At 55.7% G+C, this 20,532-nt stretch carries 19 protein-coding genes; 11 read left to right on the top strand and 8 right to left on the bottom strand.

Translation table 11 applies throughout. From position 1 onward, the window contains the following. Positions 1-24 precede the first annotated feature (24 nt). Entirely contained in the window at positions 25-849 is an 825-nt protein-coding gene (locus IBT46_RS03460) for a DUF72 domain-containing protein (RefSeq protein WP_200544357.1), read from the bottom strand. A 94-nt stretch (positions 850-943) separates the two neighbouring features. Further along, positions 944-1,510 (bottom strand): hydrolase, encoded by a 567-nt coding sequence (locus IBT46_RS03455; RefSeq protein ID WP_200544033.1) that lies wholly within the window; start codon positions 1,508-1,510, stop codon positions 944-946. 362 nt (positions 1,511-1,872) lie between these two features. Between IBT46_RS03455 and aspS the strand changes: the two genes are divergently transcribed. The 6 genes from aspS (at position 1,873) to ruvB (ending at position 7,150) form a co-directional block, all read left to right on the top strand. Beyond that, positions 1,873-3,654 (top strand): aspartate--tRNA ligase, encoded by a 1,782-nt coding sequence (aspS, locus tag IBT46_RS03450; protein WP_200544031.1) that lies wholly within the window; start codon positions 1,873-1,875, stop codon positions 3,652-3,654. Further along, a complete protein-coding gene (gene nudB / locus IBT46_RS03445) occupies positions 3,654-4,088 on the top strand; it encodes a dihydroneopterin triphosphate diphosphatase (protein ID WP_200544029.1) in 435 nt (144 codons plus the stop codon). The genes aspS and nudB overlap by 1 nt, the downstream gene beginning before the upstream one ends. 18 nt (positions 4,089-4,106) lie before the next feature. After that, entirely contained in the window at positions 4,107-4,850 is a 744-nt protein-coding gene (locus IBT46_RS03440) for a YebC/PmpR family DNA-binding transcriptional regulator (RefSeq protein ID WP_200544028.1), read from the top strand. Positions 4,851-4,914: 64 nt separating this feature from the next. Continuing rightward, complete coding sequence (gene ruvC / locus IBT46_RS03435) at positions 4,915-5,439, top strand: crossover junction endodeoxyribonuclease RuvC (RefSeq protein ID WP_105594262.1); 525 nt, start codon at positions 4,915-4,917, stop codon at positions 5,437-5,439. An 83-nt stretch (positions 5,440-5,522) separates the two neighbouring features. Next, a complete protein-coding gene (ruvA, locus tag IBT46_RS03430; protein WP_200544026.1) occupies positions 5,523-6,137 on the top strand; it encodes a Holliday junction branch migration protein RuvA in 615 nt (204 codons plus the stop codon). Between the two features lie 8 nt (positions 6,138-6,145). Next, positions 6,146-7,150 (top strand): Holliday junction branch migration DNA helicase RuvB, encoded by a 1,005-nt coding sequence (gene ruvB, locus IBT46_RS03425; protein ID WP_200544024.1) that lies wholly within the window; start codon positions 6,146-6,148, stop codon positions 7,148-7,150. Positions 7,151-7,280: 130 nt separating this feature from the next. Here the strand turns inward: ruvB and znuB are convergent, their stop codons facing one another. Further along, positions 7,281-8,066 (bottom strand): zinc ABC transporter permease subunit ZnuB, encoded by a 786-nt coding sequence (gene znuB / locus IBT46_RS03420; protein WP_200544022.1) that lies wholly within the window; start codon positions 8,064-8,066, stop codon positions 7,281-7,283. After that, entirely contained in the window at positions 8,059-8,817 is a 759-nt protein-coding gene (znuC, locus tag IBT46_RS03415) for a zinc ABC transporter ATP-binding protein ZnuC (protein WP_200544020.1), read from the bottom strand. Before znuC ends, znuB begins: the two co-directional genes overlap by 8 nt. 76 nt (positions 8,818-8,893) lie before the next feature. Here znuC and znuA point away from each other — a divergent pair, with 76 nt between their 5' ends. The 3 genes from znuA (at position 8,894) to lpxM (ending at position 12,334) form a co-directional block, all read left to right on the top strand. Continuing rightward, entirely contained in the window at positions 8,894-9,841 is a 948-nt protein-coding gene (znuA, locus tag IBT46_RS03410) for a zinc ABC transporter substrate-binding protein ZnuA (protein ID WP_200544018.1), read from the top strand. Between the two features lie 12 nt (positions 9,842-9,853). Continuing rightward, positions 9,854-11,179 (top strand): murein DD-endopeptidase MepM, encoded by a 1,326-nt coding sequence (mepM, locus tag IBT46_RS03405; protein WP_105594256.1) that lies wholly within the window; start codon positions 9,854-9,856, stop codon positions 11,177-11,179. 183 nt (positions 11,180-11,362) lie between these two features. Continuing rightward, a complete protein-coding gene (lpxM, locus tag IBT46_RS03400) occupies positions 11,363-12,334 on the top strand; it encodes a lauroyl-Kdo(2)-lipid IV(A) myristoyltransferase (RefSeq protein ID WP_200544016.1) in 972 nt (323 codons plus the stop codon). Between the two features lie 113 nt (positions 12,335-12,447). Here lpxM and IBT46_RS03395 read toward each other — a convergent pair whose 3' ends face one another. From IBT46_RS03395 to IBT46_RS03385, 3 genes are all read right to left on the bottom strand, one after another. Next, entirely contained in the window at positions 12,448-13,680 is a 1,233-nt protein-coding gene (locus IBT46_RS03395) for an MFS transporter (protein ID WP_200544014.1), read from the bottom strand. Between the two features lie 106 nt (positions 13,681-13,786). Beyond that, positions 13,787-15,229, bottom strand: a complete 1,443-nt coding sequence (gene pyk / locus IBT46_RS03390) for a pyruvate kinase (RefSeq protein ID WP_200544012.1) — start codon at positions 15,227-15,229, stop codon at positions 13,787-13,789. A 121-nt stretch (positions 15,230-15,350) separates the two neighbouring features. Then, positions 15,351-16,217, bottom strand: coding sequence for a MurR/RpiR family transcriptional regulator (locus IBT46_RS03385; protein ID WP_105594253.1), 867 nt, complete (start codon positions 16,215-16,217; stop codon positions 15,351-15,353). A gap of 387 nt (positions 16,218-16,604) precedes the next feature. On the opposite strand from IBT46_RS03385, the gene zwf reads away from it, so the two are divergent. Continuing rightward, entirely contained in the window at positions 16,605-18,080 is a 1,476-nt protein-coding gene (zwf, locus tag IBT46_RS03380; RefSeq protein WP_105594252.1) for a glucose-6-phosphate dehydrogenase, read from the top strand. Positions 18,081-18,325: 245 nt separating this feature from the next. Beyond that, positions 18,326-18,964, top strand: a complete 639-nt coding sequence (locus tag IBT46_RS03375; protein WP_200544010.1) for a bifunctional 4-hydroxy-2-oxoglutarate aldolase/2-dehydro-3-deoxy-phosphogluconate aldolase — start codon at positions 18,326-18,328, stop codon at positions 18,962-18,964. Positions 18,965-19,287: 323 nt separating this feature from the next. Here IBT46_RS03375 and purT read toward each other — a convergent pair whose 3' ends face one another. Further along, entirely contained in the window at positions 19,288-20,466 is a 1,179-nt protein-coding gene (purT, locus tag IBT46_RS03370; RefSeq protein WP_200544008.1) for a formate-dependent phosphoribosylglycinamide formyltransferase, read from the bottom strand. Positions 20,467-20,532: the final 66 nt, after the last annotated feature.

Below are 20,532 nucleotides of genomic sequence, written 5' to 3'. Positions count from 1 at the left end.
TCTTCCCGTCCGCTATCCGATTGCTCAGAATAACGTTTCCTGCTGCGGCCAGTCGGGAACATCCCCCAGCTGCGGCAGCGCTTTTTGTAGATCGGGCCAGAGATAGCGCACCAGTTCCGGGGCGAAGGCAATATCCGGAGTGTGAATAAACAGCCACGGACGGGTGGTTTGGCACCATTCGGGCAGGCGGGAAAGCCAGGCGCGGAAGTCGTGCAGATTCGCCTGCGGATTGTCGCCGCCGATAAAGCGGATCATGGGCTCGCTGGCAGTGATCACCGCGTGAACCGGGAGCTTCGGTTTTTTCCGCTGTGCGTCAACGATAGCAGGGGTTGTAGGCTTCGCCGCATGCACCGCTCGGGTATCCAGAATCACCCGGTTGACGCCGCGCTGATGCAGCCCCCGGTTCAGCGCACGTTCAGCGTCACCTTTGGCAAAAAATTCCGCATGCCGCACCTCCACGCCGTAATGAAACTCCGTAGGCAGCGAATCCAGGAAGGCCCACAGTGCGGGCAAATCGGCAGGCGAGAAGGCGGCGGGCAGCTGTAGCCAGTACTGACCCAGGCGGCCGGCCAACGGTTCCATCAGCGCAAAGAATTCCGCGGTCAGGTCACCGCACTGCCTGAGCGCCGCCTGATGGCTGATGGTGGCGGGAAACTTAAAACAGAAGCGGAAATCATCATGAGTCATTGCGCGCCAGCGTTGAACCACCTCCGGGCGCGGCAGGGCGTACAGCGTGGTATTTCCCTCCACGCAGTTAAAATAGCGGGCGTAATCTTCCAGCGTAGACATACCCAGCTTTTTCCACTGCGGATGCTGCCACTGCGGCAGCCCAAGATAGAGCGGCGTCATCATAAATCCTGTTACATTTTGATTGAGCGACTGTAGCGGTGCGGCGGGCGGAGTGCAAATCTGGCAGGACCGGGTCCCTCCGGCCCTGGTTTTTTTACAGTGCGGCGATCACTTCATCAGACTGGCGTACGCGGGCGATACGCGGGAAGATCCATTCAACACTGCTGCGGTGCTGCTCGCTGCTGCCTGCGCTACAAATGTCTTCAGCGATCACCAGATTGAAGCCCAGCTCCCAGGCGTTACGTGCGGTAGATTCCACGCCGATATTGGTGGAGATACCGCCCAGCACGATGGTATCGATACCGCGACGACGCAGCTGGAGTTCAAGATCGGTGCCGTAGAATGCGCCCCACTGGCGTTTGGTCACCTGAATGTCATCAGGCTGTGCGCCCAGCTCAGACGGGAAGGTCCACCAGTTTTCCGGCAGCGCGCCGCCTGGGTGAGCGGCATCCACCGGCTGCTTCAGCGCTTCGGCAAAATCGGCCGACCAGCCAACGCGCACCAGCACGACCGGTGCGTTCAGCGCGCGGAACTTTTCAGCCAGCACGGCGGCTTTTTTCACCACATCACCGGCAGTATGCGGGCCTCCGGCGAAGGGCAGAATGCCTTCCTGAAGATCGATAAGTACCAGCGCGGTAGTCTGTGGGTTAAGTTTAAACATCGTAATTCTCCGGAAGAGTGGGGGAAACCAGAGAGAATACAAAGCAATGTCCCTGTGACGCGACGATAACTGTGTCGGGAGCGTGGGGGAATTTGTTAACGTGTATGTCATCGACTGAGGCGAATGACGATATTTCAGCACGAAGATTCTTCGCCTAAACGCGGTGACCGTTGTTTTGTTGACCGCTAAAGCCGGGATGAACGCATCTTGCCGTTTTTCTGCCGCTTTGCCCTCTCGACAGCACTTATCCTGTGCGCCGTTTTCCATTATAATGGCCGCCATTTTTCGCGGCAGCAGCCCCTCCGGGTCGGGTTTTCTTTAAAATGCCGCGCCCGCAGCGGTGAAGTTAAAAGGATATCGTTATGCGTACTAAGTATTGTGGACAGATCAACCTGTCTCATGTAGGGCAGCAGGTGACACTGTGCGGTTGGGTTAATCGCCGCCGCGATCTGGGTAGCCTGATCTTTATTGATATGCGTGACCGTGAAGGCATCGTTCAGGTGTTCTTCGACCCGGATCGTCAGGACGCGTTCCGCCAGGCTTCCGAGCTGCGTAATGAATTCTGTATTCAGATCACCGGCACCGTGCGTGCGCGTGACGAAAAAAACAAAAACAGCGATATGGCTACCGGTGAGATCGAAGTCTTCGCCACCGATCTGACTATCATCAACCGTTCTGAGCCGCTGCCGCTGGATTCCAACCAGACTAACAGCGAAGAAGCGCGCCTGAAGTATCGCTATCTGGATTTGCGCCGCCCGGATATGGCAAACCGCCTGAAAACCCGCGCGAAGATCACCAGCTTCGTTCGCCGCTTTATGGACGACCACGGCTTCCTGGATATTGAAACGCCGATGCTGACCAAAGCCACGCCGGAAGGTGCGCGTGACTATCTGGTGCCAAGCCGCGTGCATAAAGGTAAATTCTACGCGCTGCCGCAGTCGCCGCAGCTGTTTAAGCAGCTGCTGATGATGTCCGGCTTCGACCGTTACTATCAGATCGTGAAATGCTTCCGTGATGAGGATCTGCGCGCTGACCGTCAGCCGGAATTTACCCAGATCGACGTCGAAACCTCCTTTATGACCGCGCCGCAGGTGCGTGAGATCATGGAGCGTCTGGTTCGTGATATGTGGCAGGACGTGAAGTCCGTTGATTTGGGTGAATTCCCGCAGATGACCTTCGCGGAAGCGATGCGTCGCTACGGTTCAGATAAGCCCGATCTGCGCAACCCGATGGAGCTGGTGGACGTTGCTGACCTGCTGAAAGACGTGGAGTTCAAAGTCTTCTCCGGCCCGGCTAACGATGCTAAAGGCCGCGTTGCCGCACTGCGCGTGCCGGGCGGCGCTCAGCTGAGCCGCAAACAGATTGACGAATACGGTAAGTTTATCGAAATCTACGGCGCGAAAGGCCTGGCCTACTTCAAGGTCAACGAACGTGCTAAAGGCCTGGAAGGTATTACCAGCCCGGTTGCTAAGTTCCTGACCGCTGAGATCGTTGAAGCCATTCTGGATCGTACTCAGGCCGGCGACGGCGATATGATCTTCTTCGGTGCCGACAGTGCCAAAGTGGTCACTGATGCGCTGGGTGCGCTGCGCCTGAAGCTGGGCCGCGACCTGAACATTACCGATGAAGCCGCGTGGAAACCGCTGTGGGTTATTGACTTCCCGATGTTCGAAGAAGACGGCGAGGGCGGCCTGAGCGCGATGCACCATCCGTTCACCGCGCCGAAAGAGATGACCCCGGACGAGCTGAAAGCGGCACCGGAAACGGCCATCGCCAACGCCTACGATATGGTGATCAACGGTTACGAAGTGGGCGGCGGTTCCGTGCGTATCCACAATGGTCAGATGCAGCAGACCGTGTTTGCCATTCTGGGCATTACCGAGCAGGAACAGCGCGAGAAGTTTGGCTTCCTGCTGGACGCCCTGAAGTTCGGTACGCCACCGCATGCCGGTCTGGCTTTCGGTCTCGATCGCCTGACTATGCTGCTGACCGGCACCGAAAATATCCGTGATGTTATCGCCTTCCCGAAAACCACCGCAGCGGCCTGTCTGATGACCGAAGCGCCAAGCTTTGCTAACCCGGCGTCACTCGCCGAGTTGGGCATTGACGTGGTGAAAAAAGAAAAACCGGCTGAGAGCGAATAATGACGTTTAAGCATCCGGTTTCGGTGCTGGTAGTGATTTATGCGCAGGACACCGGACGGGTGCTGATGCTGCAGCGGCGCGATGATGTGGATTTCTGGCAGTCGGTGACCGGCAGTCAGGAGCCGGACGAAAGCCGGGAAGACACCGCGCGGCGGGAAGTGTGGGAAGAGACGGGAATTGATATTAACGCCGGGCAGTTCACATTAGTGGATTGCCAGCGTCATATAGAATTCGAAATCTTTGCGCACTTCCGCCACCGCTACGCGCCGGGGACCACCCATAACCGGGAACACTGGTTTACCCTGGCGCTGCCGACCGAAAGAGACATTGTGTTGAGCGAGCATCTGGCCTTCCGCTGGCTGGATGCGGCCGAAGCAGCTGCGCTCACCAAGTCCTGGAGTAATCGCCAGGCAATTGAAGAATTTGTAGTCTAATTTTGGAGACAAGAATACATGGCAGGACATAGTAAGTGGGCGAACACCAAGCACCGCAAGGCTGCTCAGGATGCTAAACGCGGTAAAATCTTCACCAAAATTATTCGTGAGCTGGTAACGGCTGCCAAACTGGGCGGCGGTGATGCAGGCTCTAACCCGCGTCTGCGTGCTGCGATGGATAAGGCGCTGGCAAACAATATGACGCGCGACACCATGAACCGTGCGATTGCCCGCGGCGTGGGCGGCGATGACGACAGCAACATGGAAACCATCATTTATGAAGGTTACGGTCCTGGCGGCAGCGCGGTGATGATCGAGTGCCTGAGTGATAACCGTAACCGTACCGTTTCAGAAGTGCGTCACGCCTTCACCAAAACCGGCGGCAACCTGGGAACCGACGGCTCCGTGGCTTATCTGTTCACCAAGAAAGGGGTGATCTCTTACGCTCCGGGCCTGGAAGAAGATGCGGTCATGGACGCGGCGCTGGAAGCCGGTGCTGACGACGTAGTGACCTACGATGACGGCGCAATTGATGTTTTCACCGCCTGGGAAGTACTGGGCCAGGTTAAAGATGCGCTGGATGCTACCGGCCTGAAATCGGAAGGTGCGGAAGTCACCATGATCCCATCGACCAAGGCCGAGCTGGATGCGGAAACTGCACCGAAGCTGCTGCGCCTGATCGACATGCTGGAAGACTGCGACGATGTTCAGGAAGTTTACCATAACGGTGAAATCTCTGATGAGGTTGCGGCGACCTTATGATTTCTCACCGCATCCTGTATGCTGTGAGTTATCGTAAAAACACCATCAACCCGGAGAACGCGATATGACGGTTATACTGGGTATCGATCCCGGTTCGCGCGTTACGGGTTATGGTGTGGTTCGTCAGGTTGGGCGGCAGATTACCTATCTGGGCAGCGGTTGTATTCGCACCAGTTCCACCGATCTGCCGCCGCGCCTGAAGCTGATTTACGCCGGCGTGTCTGAAATTATTACTCAGTTTCAGCCGGACTATTTCGCCATTGAACAGGTGTTTATGGCGAAAAATGCCGACTCGGCGCTGAAGCTGGGCCAGGCGCGCGGGGTGGCTATCGTCGCCGCGGTGAATCACGATCTGCCGGTGTTTGAGTATGCCGCCCGCCAGGTCAAGCAGACCGTGGTTGGCATCGGCAGCGCCGAAAAAAGCCAGGTGCAGCACATGGTGCGCACGCTGCTGAAACTGCCCGCGAACCCGCAGGCCGATGCGGCCGATGCGTTAGCCATCGCCATTACCCACTGCCATTTGAGCCAAAACGTTGCGCGAATTGCAGAAGGCAAACTTACCCTGGCACGCGGTCGACTGCGCTCCTAGGCTGGATATCCATCCAGCCTTTTTTATGCTATAACGTTCATCCCGGTACTCATCCCCACTATTCTTATCTGAAGGAAGCTAATGTGATAGGTCGTCTGAGAGGCATCATTCTGGAAAAACAGCCGCCTGTGGTGCTGATTGAAGCCAGCGGAGTTGGCTATGAGGTGCAAATGCCAATGACCTGTTTTTATGAGCTTCCTGAACTGAATCATGAAGCGATTATCTTCACCCACTTTGTGGTGCGTGAAGATGCCCAGCTGCTGTTCGGCTTTAACAGCAAGCAGGAACGTGCGCTGTTTCGTGAACTGATTAAAGTGAACGGCGTGGGGCCAAAGCTGGCGTTGGCCATTCTTTCGGGCATGTCGGCGCAGCAGTTTGTCACAGCCGTTGAGCGTGAAGAGATTGCCGCGCTGGTGAAACTGCCCGGCGTCGGCAAGAAAACCGCCGAGCGTCTGGTTGTCGAGATGAAGGACCGCTTCAAGGGTATGCACGGCGATCTGTTCGCTACCGATGCGCCGTTTGCGCTGACCAGCGAGGTGCAGAGTGCGGCGGTCAATGATGCAGAGGGCGAAGCGGTTGCCGCGCTGGTGGCGCTGGGGTATAAACCTCAGGAAGCCAGCCGCATGGTCAGCAAAGTGGGCAAACCTGATGCTGACTGCGAAACCCTGATCCGCGAAGCGCTGCGCGCAGCTATTTGAGGTAGAGCATGATTGAAGCCGATCGCCTGGTCTCCGCCGGGGTTATCACCGAAGAAGAGGTCATTGACCGCGCTATCCGCCCCAAGCTGCTTGACGAATACGTCGGGCAGCCGGTCGTGCGCGAGCAGATGGAGATTTTCATCAAGGCCGCGAAGATGCGCGGCGATGCGCTTGATCATCTGCTGATCTTCGGCCCGCCGGGGCTGGGTAAAACCACACTCGCCAATATCGTTGCCAATGAGATGGGCGTGAATCTGCGCACCACTTCCGGCCCGGTGCTGGAAAAGGCGGGCGATCTGGCCGCGATGCTCACCAACCTTGAACCGCATGACGTGCTGTTTATCGATGAGATCCATCGCCTGTCTCCGGTGGTGGAAGAGGTGCTGTATCCGGCGATGGAAGACTATCAGCTGGATATTATGATTGGCGAGGGCCCGGCCGCACGTTCGATCAAGCTGGATCTGCCGCCCTTTACCCTGATCGGCGCAACGACTCGCGCAGGATCGCTGACGTCGCCCCTGCGCGATCGCTTCGGTATCGTTCAGCGCCTGGAATTTTATCGCGTTGAGGATCTGCAGCACATTGTCAGCCGCAGCGCGGGCTGTCTTGGACTGCCGCTCAGCGCCGAAGGTGCGCTGGAGATCGCCCGCCGCGCGCGAGGCACGCCGCGTATTGCTAACCGCCTGCTGCGCCGGGTGCGCGACTTCGCCGAAGTCAAAGCCGACGGCGAGATGACCGGTGAAGTCTCTGCCCGCGCGCTGGATATGCTGAGCGTGGACAGCGAAGGCTTTGACTATATGGACCGTAAGTTGCTGCTGGCGATTATCGATAAATTTACCGGGGGGCCGGTCGGGCTGGATAACCTGGCCGCCGCCATTGGTGAAGAGCGTGAAACCATTGAGGACGTGCTGGAACCCTATCTGATCCAACAGGGCTTTATTCAACGCACCCCACGCGGCCGTATGGCCACTCAGCACGCCTATAAGCATTTCGGCATTGACCGCGAAGCCTGAGAAAACCGTCTGATGCAGGCTCGCCTGCGCACAGATCGCAACAGCCCCGGAATGTCATCCATTCCGGGGCTGTTTTTTTAAAGACTGTAAAGGCGGGATTTGAGGACTGTGAGACGTCTTCAGCGGATAATCAGATCGCCGGTTTTTTTACCATGCTCAGGATAAACATCGCCGCCGCACCCAATACTACCGACGGACCGGCAGGCGTATCGTAAAACGCTGAAAAGGTCAGCCCGGCGGTGACAGCCAGCATTCCAACCACGATGGCAAACGCAGCCATCTGTTCCGGCGAACGAGCGAAACGGCGAGCCGTTGCGGCAGGAATAATCAGAAGAGAGGTGATAATCAGCGCACCGACAAACTTCATCGCCACGCCGATGGTTAGCGCGGTCACCAGCATCAGGATTAGCTTACTGCGCTGAATGTTGACGCCATCGACCTGGGCCATTTCCGGGCTGATGGTCATCGACAGCAGGGCGCGCCACTGCCAGGCCAGTACAATCAGCACGATCGCCACGCCGATGGCAATGGTCCATAAATCGGCCGGAGTCACCGCCAGCAGATCGCCAAACAGATAGGCCATCAGATCCACGCGCACGTCGGACATCAGGCTGACAACCACCATACCAAGAGACAGCGCGCTGTGCGCCATAATGCCCAGCAGGGTATCGATCGCCAGATGCGGCCGCCGTTCCAGCCAGACCAGCACCAACGACAGGATCAGCGTCACTGCAATGACGGCATAAAACGGACTGACATTGAGCAGCAGGCCAAAAGCGACGCCGAGCAGAGAAGCATGGGCCAGGGTATCGCCGAAATAAGACATGCGGCGCCAGACGACAAACGATCCAAGCGGCCCGGCCGCCAGCGCCAGTAAAATGCCCGCCAGCCAGCCGGGTAACAACAGTTCAATCATGACGACCGGGTCCCTTACGTAAAATGATTCGTCCCTTTAAGTCGTGACGATGATTATGGTGGTGCCGATAGATAGCCAACTGTTCAGCGCCGCGCGGGCCAAACATGGAGATAAATTCCGGGTGCTTTGAAACGGCTTCGGGGGTGCCGGAGCAGCAGATATGGTGGTTAAGGCACAGTACTTCATCGGTCTTGGCCATCACCAGATGCAAATCGTGGGACACCATCAGTACGCCGCAGTTCAGCTCGCGACGCAGCTGGTCAATGAGATCGTACAGCGCCACCTGACCGTTGACGTCCACGCCCTGTGTCGGCTCATCCAGCACCAGCAGCTGTGGCTGATTGAGCAGTGCCCTGGCCAGCAGCACGCGCTGCGTTTCACCACCGGAAAGCTTTTGCAGCGGATAGTTCAGCAGATGCGAAGCCTGTACGCGTTTTAACGCGGGCAATATGTCTTCACGCTTTACTCCAGGGCGCAGGCGCATAAAGCGATCGACCGTCAGCGGCAGAGTGACATCAAGATGGATTTTTTGTGGCACATAACCGATGCGCAGATCCGCAGGTTTATTTACCGAACCGGACGTAGGGGCGATCAGGCCGAGCACCACTCGTACCAGCGTTGATTTACCTGCGCCGTTTGGGCCGAGCAGGGTCAGAATGCGCCCGGGTTCCAGCTTCAGCGACACATCGGAAAGTACCCGGCGTTGACCAAAGTTCACAGCTACATTTTCAAGGGAGATCAAGGATGACATGTCGATTACGGTTGCAGAAGTTCTATAATGTTATAATATCACAGCCCATCAGCTTATCACGATGGATTGAATCATTATGTTACATAAAAAATCACGTCTCTTTGCAGCACTTGCCGGCGTCGGCGTTGCTGCCACTTTCGCGTTTCCTGCACAGGCTGCCGTTGTGGCTTCCGTTAAGCCAGTCGGCTTTATTGCGTCCGCGATTGCAGATGGTGTCACACCTGTAGAAATTCTGCTACCGGATGGTGCATCAGAGCATGATTATGCATTACGTCCATCGGATATAAAACGCTTGCAGGGCGCGGATTTAGTGGTTTGGGTTGGCCCTGAAATGGAAGCCTTTATGGCTAAAATGGCGGCCGGATTACCGCCGCAAAAGAACCTGGAAATGGACCGTATTGACGGTGTACACGCGCTGCTGCTGAAAGGCGGGGAAGACGAAGAAGAGGAGCATGAAGAGCATGCTCACGGCGCGGCTGATGACCACGATCATCATCATCACGGCGAGTACAATATGCACCTGTGGATGTCGCCGGAGATTGCTAAGAAAACTGCGGTTGCAATTCACGCAAAATTATTGGAACTTATGCCGCAAAGCAAGGACAAACTAGACGCCAACCTGCAGCATTTTGAGTCAGAATTGGCGTCAGTCGATGCGAAAATTGGTAATCAGCTGGCCCCGGTTAAAGGGAAAGGATATTTCGTTTTTCACGATGCTTACACCTACTTTGAAAAACACTACGGACTGACTCCATTGGGTCATTTTACCGTAAATCCTGAGATCCAACCCGGCGCGCAGCGTTTACATCAAATACGAACACAGTTGGTTGAGCAGAAGGCCACATGCGTCTTTGCTGAACCACAATTCAGGCCAGCCGTGATCGATGCGGTTGCCAGAGGAACCAGCGTGCGTTCGGGCACCCTCGATCCTCTTGGTACTGACATCACTCCAGCACGAGACAGCTATGTGAAATTCCTCTCACAGTTGTCCAGCCAGTATACGAGCTGCCTGAAAGGAGAATAGAGGAAGACTTAATTGCAGCAGATAGCCCGCGCTGTCGCCATGGCGTTCAACAACTTACCCCGACCTCACCGCATCATGCTGGGGTCACTTACCGTCGTTACACTGGCCGTCACCGTCTGGCGGCCTTACATTTATCATCCCGGTAGTGAAAGCCCGATTGTTAAAACAATCGAACTGGATAAAAACGAACTGCGTACGCTGCTTCCCGAAGCCAGTGAACCCATCGACCAGGATACCCCTTCTCCGGATGATGACACGCCAAAAGATGAGATCGATCAGGACGTACCGGATGAAGCCGGGACGCATGATTACGTGGTCTCCACCGGCGACACCCTCAGCAGCGTTCTTAACCAGTACGGCATTGATATGTCGGATATTACGCAGCTGGTGAAAAGCGATAAAGACCTGCGCAACCTGCAAATTGGTCAGCAGCTTTCATGGACGCTGACCGATGACGGGCAGCTGCAGCGTCTGACCTGGGAAGTCTCCCGCCGTGAAACCCGAACGTACGATCGCTCAGGCGATAGTTTTAAATCCTCCGCTGAAATGCAGAAAGGGGAATGGAAAAACAACGTTCTGAGTGGCGAAGTCAACGGTAGTTTCGTGACCAGTGCCAAAGCGGCCGGGTTAACCAGCGCAGAAATCAGTGCGGTGATCAAGTCGCTACAGTGGCAGATGGATTTCCGCAAGTTGCGCAAGGGCGACCAGTTCTCTGTGCTGATGTCCCGCGAAATGCTGGACGGCAAGAGTGAGCAAAGCCAGCTGCTGGGTGTGCGCATGCGCAGTGGCGACAAAGATTATTACGCCATCCGCGCCGAAGATGGTAAGTTTTACGATCGCAGCGGCTCCGGGCTGGCGCGTGGCTTTATGCGCTTCCCAACCGTTAAGCAGTATCGTGTTTCCTCTAACTTTAACCCGCGTCGCCTGAACCCGGTGACCGGGCGTGTTGCGCCACATAAAGGTGTCGACTTCGCTATCCCGTTGGGTACACCGGTACTGGCGGTGGGTGATGGTGAAGTTATCGTCGCCAAGCGCAGCGGTGGGGCTGGCAACTACGTCGCGATTCGTCACGGTCGCCAGTATATGACCCGCTATATGCACCTGAAGAAACTGCTGGTCAAACCGGGTCAGAAAGTGAAACGTGGTGATCGCATTGCGCTTTCCGGCAGTACCGGCCGTTCAACCGGTCCGCACCTGCATTATGAAATCTGGATCAACAACCAGGCGGTTAACCCATTAACGGCCAAGTTGCCGCGGATGGAAGGCCTGGCGGGTAAAGAGCGCAGCGACTATCTGGCTCAGGTCCGGGAAGTCGTACCGCAGCTGCGATTCAAGTAATTCGCTGCCGCTGATAACAGAGCCGATGGAGCACTCAGCCCGTCGGCTTTTTTATTGCCAGAGTGCACGAAATCCGGGTGAGACGGGTCTAAAGACTGGCCGTTTACCGGAAAAATCCAGGTTAATGCATTGCAAAATTACCTGCCAGCACTATCATTAGCCCGTTATTGTAGAGGCCGGTGCATGGAAAACATAAAAAAAAGTCACGTTGAGTTTATTCCCGTTTTTAAGAAATCCTTTTTACATCCTCGCTACTGGGGCAGCTGGCTGGCGGTAGGTGCCTTTGCTGCTATTGCTTTCGTTCCTCCCCGTTTACGTGATCCGGTTCTGGGATCGCTGGGCCGTATGGCCGGTAAACTGGCCCGCAGCGCACGCCGCCGTGCGCAAATTAACCTGCTTTACTGCCTGCCGGAGGCTCCGGAGGAAGAGCGGGAGAAAATAATTGATGAGATGTTCGCGACCGCACCGCAATCGATGGTGATGATGGCTGAGCTGGCGCTACGTCCGCATAAGGTCCAGCCGCGTATTCACTGGCAGGGCCGCGAGCTGATCGACCAGCTGCGAGAAGCACAGCAGAATGTGATTTTCCTTGTGCCGCACGGCTGGGCGGTGGATATCCCGGCGATGGTGCTGGCTTCGGAAGGGCAGAAGATGGCTGCGATGTTCCACAATCAGCGTAACCCGGTGATGGATTACGTGTGGAATCGCGTGCGCCGCCGTTTTGGTGGCCGTATGCACGCGCGCAACGACGGGATCAAACCGTTTATCAGCTCGGTTCGACAGGGCTACTGGGGTTATTACTTGCCGGATCAGGATCACGGCGCGGAGCACAGTGAGTTCGTCGATTTCTTCGCGACTTACAAAGCCACGCTGCCTGCCGTTGGTCGCCTGATGAAGGTGTGCCGTGCGAAAGTTGTGCCGCTGTTTCCCGTGTATGACAGCAAAAGCCACAGTCTGACCATTCATCTGCGTCCGCCAATGGACGATCTGCTGGATGCGGACGATGTCACGCTGGCGCGGCGTATGAATGAGGAAGTGGAAATTTTTGTTCGCCCGAATCCGGAGCAATACACCTGGATTCTTAAGCTGCTGAAAACCCGCAGACCGGGTGAGACTGAACCTTACGATCGCCAGGAACTGTATCCAAAGAAATAGCGCCCTGGCTGCGTTTGACTGGCATAAAAAAGCCGCAATCCTCTGTGGGGCGCGGCTTTTTTTATGCGCCAGCCCGCAAGCTTTAAGCGGCGGGCTGCACTAAAGGTGATGAATCAGTGCGCGATCAACGTGGAGCGGCGTTGCCACTCACGCAGGAAGGCGTGCACCAGCAGGAACCAGATAACGCCACATGCCAGATTTACCAGGCTGAACGCCCGCGACCCGTCGCTGAAGTAGGCAAATTTCGCCAGCTCAATGCCCAGTGCGAACACCAGAATGCTGACCATGCCGAGCATCGCCGCCACGCTGCCTTTACCTGACTCGTTGGAGAACAGCGTCAGTCGGTATAAACCGGCATTGACCAGCCCGGTGCCGAATCCATAAATACTTAAACCGGCGGTCAGCCACAGATAACTGTGGTTATCGATCAGCGTGGCAATGGTGGAAATCGCTAACCCCAGCAAAATAGGCCAGGCACCCAGCCGCAGCGGCTTATCGATCGGAAGGCGAGATGCCAGCTTGCCCAGCGTCAGGTTGCCGATAATCATCGCTATAAATACCGGCAGCTGTAGCAGCGCGTAATCCATCCGCGTCAGCCCCTCGTCGTGGATCAGAATAACCGGTGACAGCGCCACCCAGGCCAGGCAGGGAATGGTAACCAGGCCGATAGCCAGTGAACCACTCATCACCTGGCGGTCTTTCACCAGTACCGCATAGCCCTTAGCCAGCGATGGCAGCGACAGTGACATCTGCGGGTTGCCGGAGGTTTCCGGCATCGTCAGCCATAATCCTACCAAAGCGAGTGCCGTCAGCGCGCCAAACAGCCAGAACATGGTGCGCCAGTCGCTGAATTCAAGAAATGCCGCCCCCGCCAGCGGGCCAGCCAGCGGAGCCAGCAGGGCAACGTTGGCCATCAGCGCCATCATTTTCACGCTCAGCGCTTCATCGAAGGCTTCCTGGATGGCCGCATAGCCTACCGCGCCGATGAAGCACAGGCTGGTGCCCTGAAGGAATCGCAGTAGCACAAACTGCTCGATGCTCTGCACCCAGTGTGTGGCCATACAGGTCAGCATAAAGAACGCTACGCCGCCGAGGATCACCGGCCGGCGGCCAAACTTATCCGACAGCGGACCGAGCAGCCACTGCAGCATAATGCCGCCAATAAGATAGGCGGTTAACGACGCGGAGACCCATTCCGGACCGACGCCAAATTCTTCGGTGACCAGCAGCATACCCGGCTGGATCATGTCATGAGCGATATAGGTGGCGAATTCAAACAGCACCAGCGACAGAGGAAAAATCAAGTACCGCGGGGTCAGACTCGACAGAGGCGTAAATGACGCCATGCTGGCTCCTTCCAGTAAGTTGAAAATGCGAAAACCGCCTGAGCGGTTCGCGAATAAAAAAGGGCCTGTTGCCTGGCCCATTCATTCATCAATAGCGAGCGGGAAATTACTCTACGCGCAGCACGCGGCTGGTGTTGGTGGTGCCGGTGGTGCTCATCACGTCGCCCTGGGTAACGATAACCAGATCGCCGGACACCAGGAAACCTTTCTCGCGCAGCAGGTTGATAGCGTCGTGCGCTGCCGCCACGCCGTCGTTGTGGCTGTCGAAGAACACCGGGGTCACGCCGCGATACAGAGCGGTCAGATTCAGGGTGCTTTCGTGGCGAGACATGGCGAAGATTGGCAGACCTGAAGTAATGCGTGAGGTCATCAGCGCGGTACGGCCGGACTCGGTCATGGTAATAATCGCCGTAACGCCCTGCAGGTGGTTAGCGGCGTACATCGCGGACATGGCGATCGCTTCTTCGATGTTATCGAACTGCACGTCCAGACGGTGCTTAGAGACGTTGATGCTTGGTACTTTCTCTGCGCCCAGACACACTTTCGCCATCGCCGTTACCGTTTCAGCCGGGTACTGGCCCGCAGCGGTTTCGGCTGACAGCATCACTGCATCGGTGCCGTCGAGCACGGCGTTAGCCACGTCCATCACTTCAGCGCGAGTTGGCATCGGGTTGGTGATCATCGATTCCATCATCTGGGTGGCGGTGATCACCGAACGGTTCAGCTGACGCGCACGGCTGATCAGTGCTTTCTGAATACCGACCAGCTCCGGATCGCCAATTTCAACGCCCAGGTCGCCCCTTGCCACCATTACCACGTCCGAGGCGAGGATGATGTCATCCATCGCTTCCTGAGTGGCAACCGCTTCAGCACGCTCAACTTTAGAGACGATTTTCGCCTCACAGCCTGCTTCGCGCGCCAGGCGACGAGCGTAGTTCAGGTCTTCGCCACAGCGAGGGAAGGAGACTGCCAGGTAATCCACGCGGATCTGTGCCGCTGTCAGGATGTCGGCTTTGTCTTTTTCGGTCAGCGCTTCGGCTGACAGACCGCCGCCCAGCTTGTTAATGCCTTTATTGTTGGAAAGCGGGCCACCGACGGTCACCTCGGTGAAGACTTTCATTCCCTGAACTTCCAGCACTTTCAGCTGTACGCGGCCGTCGTCCAGCAGCAGGATATCGCCAGGTACCACGTCAGCAGGCAGGCCTTTGTAATCGATGCCGACTTTTTCTTTATCGCCTTCACCTTTACCTAGGCTGGCATCCAGCAGGAAGCGCTCACCGATATTCAGGAAGACTTTGCCTTCTTTAAACGTAGATACGCGGATTTTTGGTCCCTGCAGGTCACCCAGGATGGCAACGTGACGGCCCAGTTTAGCGGCAATAGCGCGAACGCTGTCTGCGCGTTTCTGGTGATCTTCCGCTGTGCCATGTGAGAAGTTCAGACGAACAACATTGGCACCTGCTGCGATGATCTTTTCAAGGTTATTATCGCGATCCGTGGCAGGCCCCAGTGTGGTTACAATCTTGGTTCTTCTGAGACGTCTTGACATGTATAACTCCGTTGACTTTTAGTGTGGTGTTGCAAGTGCAAGCACTACCAGGTTTTATCTCTGGGTATATGATAAGGAACGGATAATCCCGAACCTTCATCGTCGTTACTAAGTAAAACTGCTAATGACTGATGTTAACCTGGCCTTCCTTTTCCAGACGCGACTCTTTCAGTGCATCCTTAACCCGCTTCAGATTATCGCGAAACTTCGCGCCGCGCCGCAGGGTAAAACCGGTGGCCAGCACATCGATCAGCGTCAGCTGCGCGAGGCGTGAAACCATCGGCATATAAATATCGGTGTCTTCCGGTACATCAAGGGTCAGCGCCAGCGTCGCTTCCCGCGCCAGCGGGGAGTCTGGCGAGGTAATCGCCACGACCGTAGCATCATTTTCCCGCGCCAGCCTTGCCAGCTCAACCATTGATTTTGTGCGCCCGGTATGGGAGATCAGTACCATCACATCTCCCTCGTTGCTGTTCATACAGCTCATGCGCTGCATCACAATATCATCGGAATAGATCACTGGCACATTGAAGCGAAAAAATTTATTCATTGCGTCATGCGCCACGGCGGCCGAGGCACCCAAACCAAAAAAGGCGATTTTCTTTGACTGGGTCAGCAGATCGACGGCACGATTGACGGCGCTGGTATCCAGGCTCTGTTTTACCCGATCCAGCCCGGCCATCGCCGACTCGAAAATTTTACCGGAATAGGACTCTACGCTATCTTCCTGTTCGACATTGCGGCTGACATACGGCGTACCGTTGGCCAGACTTTGCGCCAGCTGGAGCTTAAAGTCCGGGAAGCCTTTGGTATTCAGTCGATGGCAGAAGCGGTTTACGGTAGGTTCGCTAACGCCTGCTGCTTTTGCCAGCAGTGCAATACTGGAATGCATCGCGGTAGTCGGGGAATCAAGGATAACGACGGCAACTTTGCGCTCGGATTTGCTCAAATTTTCCAGGCAGGATTGAATTTTTTCCAGCATATTCATAGGACTAACCACTCATACATTCTGACGATTTCAATCAAAGGAGAAATCGATGTCATTTTGTAGAGAATATACAATGCGCTACGGCAGAGACGGCAGTAGCATGATGAGAAAACTTTACATTTTTTACCATAGTTTGAGCTGTGTCAGGTTTTCAGATTGGTAATAACAACATCAGAACTGATGGTTTATTACGCAAAGCGTAGACGCAGATCGACCGTTTTTGCCAGTTATTTAATCATCGAATTGAATACATTGTGCCAGAGTTACCTCACCTGGTTTACGCGGGCCGGGCAAACGAAGTACAGTGTGTTGAAATAAAATTACAATAAGATCTGTCCAACTACGGAACCTACATGGACAGTCTAATCCTGCAACGAGGAGAATGAAATGGCGGTTACACAAACAGCCCAGGCATGCGATCTGGTGATTTTCGGCGCCAAAGGCGACCTGGCGCGCCGGAAACTGTTGCCCTCTCTGTACCAGTTAGAAAAAGCGGGCCAGATCCATGAAGAATCACGCATCATCGGCGTAGGCCGTGCGGAATGGGACAAAGCTGCCTATACCAAAGTGGTGCGTGAAGCGCTGGAAACCTTCATGAAGGAAAAAATTGACGAAGCGCTGTGGGATAAACTCAGTAGCCGACTTGATTTCTGCAACCTGGATGTTAATGACAGCAGCCATTTCCCGCGTCTGGGCAAAATGCTTGACCAGAAAAAACGCGTGACCATCAACTACTTCGCTATGCCGCCAAGCACCTTTGGTGCAATCTGTCAGGGTCTGGGCCAGGCGAAACTTAACGCCAAGCCTGCTCGCGTGGTCATGGAAAAACCGTTGGGTACCTCGCTGGTGACCTCTCAGGAGATCAACGACCAGGTTGGCGAATATTTCGAAGAAAGCCAGGTTTTCCGCATCGACCACTATCTGGGTAAAGAAACGGTTCTGAACCTGCTGGCTCTGCGCTTCGCCAACTCCCTGTTTGCGTCCAACTGGGATAACCGCACCATCGACAGCGTGCAGATCACCGTGTCGGAAGAAGTGGGTATCGAAGGCCGTTGGGGCTACTTCGATAAAGCGGGCCAGATGCGCGATATGATCCAGAACCACCTGCTGCAGGTTCTGACCATGATCGCCATGTCACCGCCTGCCGATCTGTCCGCTGACCGTATCCGCGATGAGAAAGTGAAAGTTCTGCGTTCCCTGCGCCGCATCGATCAGACTAACGTGCGTGAGAAGACCGTACGTGGTCAGTACACTGCTGGTTTCGTACAGGGCAAAAAAGTGCCTGGCTACCTGGAAGAAGAGGGCGCGAACAAGCAGAGCAGCACTGAAACTTTCGTTTCCATTCGCGTGGATATTGACGACTGGCGTTGGGCTGGTGTTCCGTTCTACCTGCGTACCGGTAAACGTCTGCCGACCAAGTGTTCCGAAGTGGTGGTGTACTTCAAAAACCCTGCGCTGAATCTGTTTAAAGATACCTGGCCTGAACTGCCGCAGAACAAACTGACTATTCGCCTGCAGCCGGATGAGGGTGTGGAAATCGAGATCCTGAACAAGGTTCCGGGCCTGGATCACAAACACAACCTGCAAACCACCCAGCTGGATCTGAGCTTCTCTGAAACCTTCAACCAGTCACATCTGGCGGATGCCTATGAGCGCCTGCTGTTAGAAACCATGCGCGGTATTCAGGCGCTGTTTGTGCGCCGTGATGAAGTGGAAGAGGCCTGGAAATGGGTTGACTCCATCATGGATGCCTGGGCTGCGGATAAAGACGCACCTAAGCCGTATCAGGCGGGTACGTGGGGACCGGTTGCCTCCGTGGCGATGATTACGCGCGATGGCCGTTCCTGGAATGAAATCGAGTAAGATTTTCTGACGTCATCTCGTAGATAAGCGGCCTTCACTGAAAAGTGCGGGCCGTTTTTTTTGCCTGATATTTTGAAAATGACACAATATAAAAAATATTTTTGAACCTGTGTTTCAAAAATAGCGGAGAGCGATAGACGATACTCCCGCACTGTTGTAAGGTAAGTCACCGTTTCGGAACCACCGCATAATATTTGCCTGCTATCTCAAACAGGGAAAGCAGGCCAGACAGGAGAAGGTTGTTAATGAGTAACTGGAAAACAAGCGCAGAACAGATCCTGACCACCGGCCCGGTTGTCCCGGTGATTGTCGTTAACAAACTCGAACATGCGGTGCCGATGGCTAAAGCGCTGGTTGCCGGTGGCGTGCGCGTGCTGGAAGTGACCCTGCGTACTCCGTGTGCACTTGATGCGCTGAAAGCGATGGTGAGAGAAGTTCCGGAAGCTATTGTGGGTGCCGGTACGGTGCTCAACGCCCAGCAGCTGAAAGAAGTCACCGATGCCGGTGCGCAGTTTATTATCAGCCCGGGGCTGACCGAGCCGCTGTTGCGTGCCGCTGTCGACGGCCCGGTGCCGTTGATTCCGGGCATCAGCACCGTTTCTGAACTGATGACCGGTCTGGATTACGGCCTGCGCGAGTTTAAGTTCTTCCCGGCCGAAGCCAACGGCGGCGTGAAAGCGCTACAGGCTATTGGTGGACCGTTCCCGCAGGTGCGTTTCTGCCCGACTGGGGGGATTTCTCCGGCGAACTACCGTGACTATCTGGCGCTGAAAAGCGTGCTGTGTATTGGCGGTTCATGGCTGGTCCCAGCCGATGCGCTGGAAGCGGGTGATTACGATCGTATTACTCGTCTGGCGCAGGAAGCGGTGGCTGGCGCGCGCTGATGCGTGACGGTTAGTGGCGGTAAGCGAGTCGTTTATCTGACCACGGTTTAAGAATTTAAGGCCGCTGTCTCTTTGGGATGGCGGTTTTTTTATGGGCGGTAAAAATGTTACCTGGCTGTGGCTGTGGCGCCCCTTCCTGAGTTGGTAAGAGAAAACTAAGAGGCTTTACAGCCATAAAAGGGTTAATTTTCAGAAAATTCAGTTATAGAAATTTGTTTTTCAGCCAGAAGGTGCCAGATCTAACAGCGGGCTGGTGGTTCCCCAGAGGGGGGAGCCACCAGCCAGAGCGAGCACCGTTGCTTCAGGCAATACGACCCCAGTAATTACCCGCTAACTTTGACGCTAGCCGCCGCAGCAACCGCACGCTGTACCGCGTCATCAATATCCGTACCGGTCGCCAGTGCTACACCCAGACGGCGCTGACCGCGGATCTCCGGCTTACCGAACAGACGAACCTGCAAACCGGCACCGACAGCCGCCTGCAAATTGCCAAACTGAACGTTATCACTATCCAGCTGTGGCAGAATAACGGCAGAGGCCGACGGACCATACTGACGAATCCCCCCAACTGGCAGGCCGAGGAACGCGCGAACGTGCAGGGCAAACTCGGAAACGTCCTGAGAAATCAGCGTCACCATCCCGGTATCGTGTGGGCGAGGGGAAACCTCGCTGAACACCACTTCATCACCGCAAACAAACAGCTCAACGCCAAACAGGCCGCGTCCGCCGAGGGCTTCAACCACATTGCGGGCGATATCCTGTGCGCGCTGTAGAGCCAAATCGCTCATCTGCTGCGGCTGCCAGGACTCACGGTAATCGCCATCTTCCTGACGGTGACCGATTGGAGCACAGAAATGAACGCCGTCAACGGCGCTGATGGTCAGCAGCGTGATTTCAAAATCGAATTTCACCACGCCTTCAACAATCACACGGCCCGCACCGGCGCGGCCACCCTGCTGGGCATATTCCCAGGCTGCTTCCAGCAGCGAAGCTTCTCGGATAAAGCTCTGGCCTTTGCCGGAAGAACTCATTACCGGCTTAACGATGCACGGGAAGCCAATTTCATCGGCGGCGGCAAAGAAGGCTTCACGGCTATCGGCGAAGCGGTAGGTGGAAGTCGGCAACGACAGCTCTTCGGCGGCGAGGCGACGAATGCCTTCGCGGTTCATGGTCAGCTTTGCCGCACGCGCGGTGGGGACAACGTGCTGACCCTGTTTTTCCAATTCAACCAGCATGTCGGTGGCGATGGCTTCGATTTCCGGTACGACGAAGTCCGGTTTTTCCTGGGCTATTAAAGCAGCCAGCGCGGCACCGTCCAGCATATTGATCACATGGCTGCGGTGGGCAACGTGCATGGCAGGGGCATCGGCGTAGCGATCAACGGCGATCACTTCCACGCCAAGACGCTGACATTCCAGCGCCACTTCCTTACCCAGTTCACCTGATCCTAACAGCATTACGCGAGTCGCCTGTGGGCGCAGCGCGGTTCCAAGAGTCGTCATAATCTCTACCTGATTGAATGGAAAAAACGCGCGCAGTATAAACGAAAACGTTTGCGTATTCATCCT

Origin of the sequence: Erwinia sp. S38, from assembly GCF_016624545.1 — a bacterium.
GTDB lineage: Bacteria > Pseudomonadota > Gammaproteobacteria > Enterobacterales > Enterobacteriaceae > Erwinia > Erwinia coffeiphila.
The sequence above is the reverse complement of the archived record's forward strand: the minus strand, read 5'-3'. Positions and strand labels throughout refer to the sequence as shown.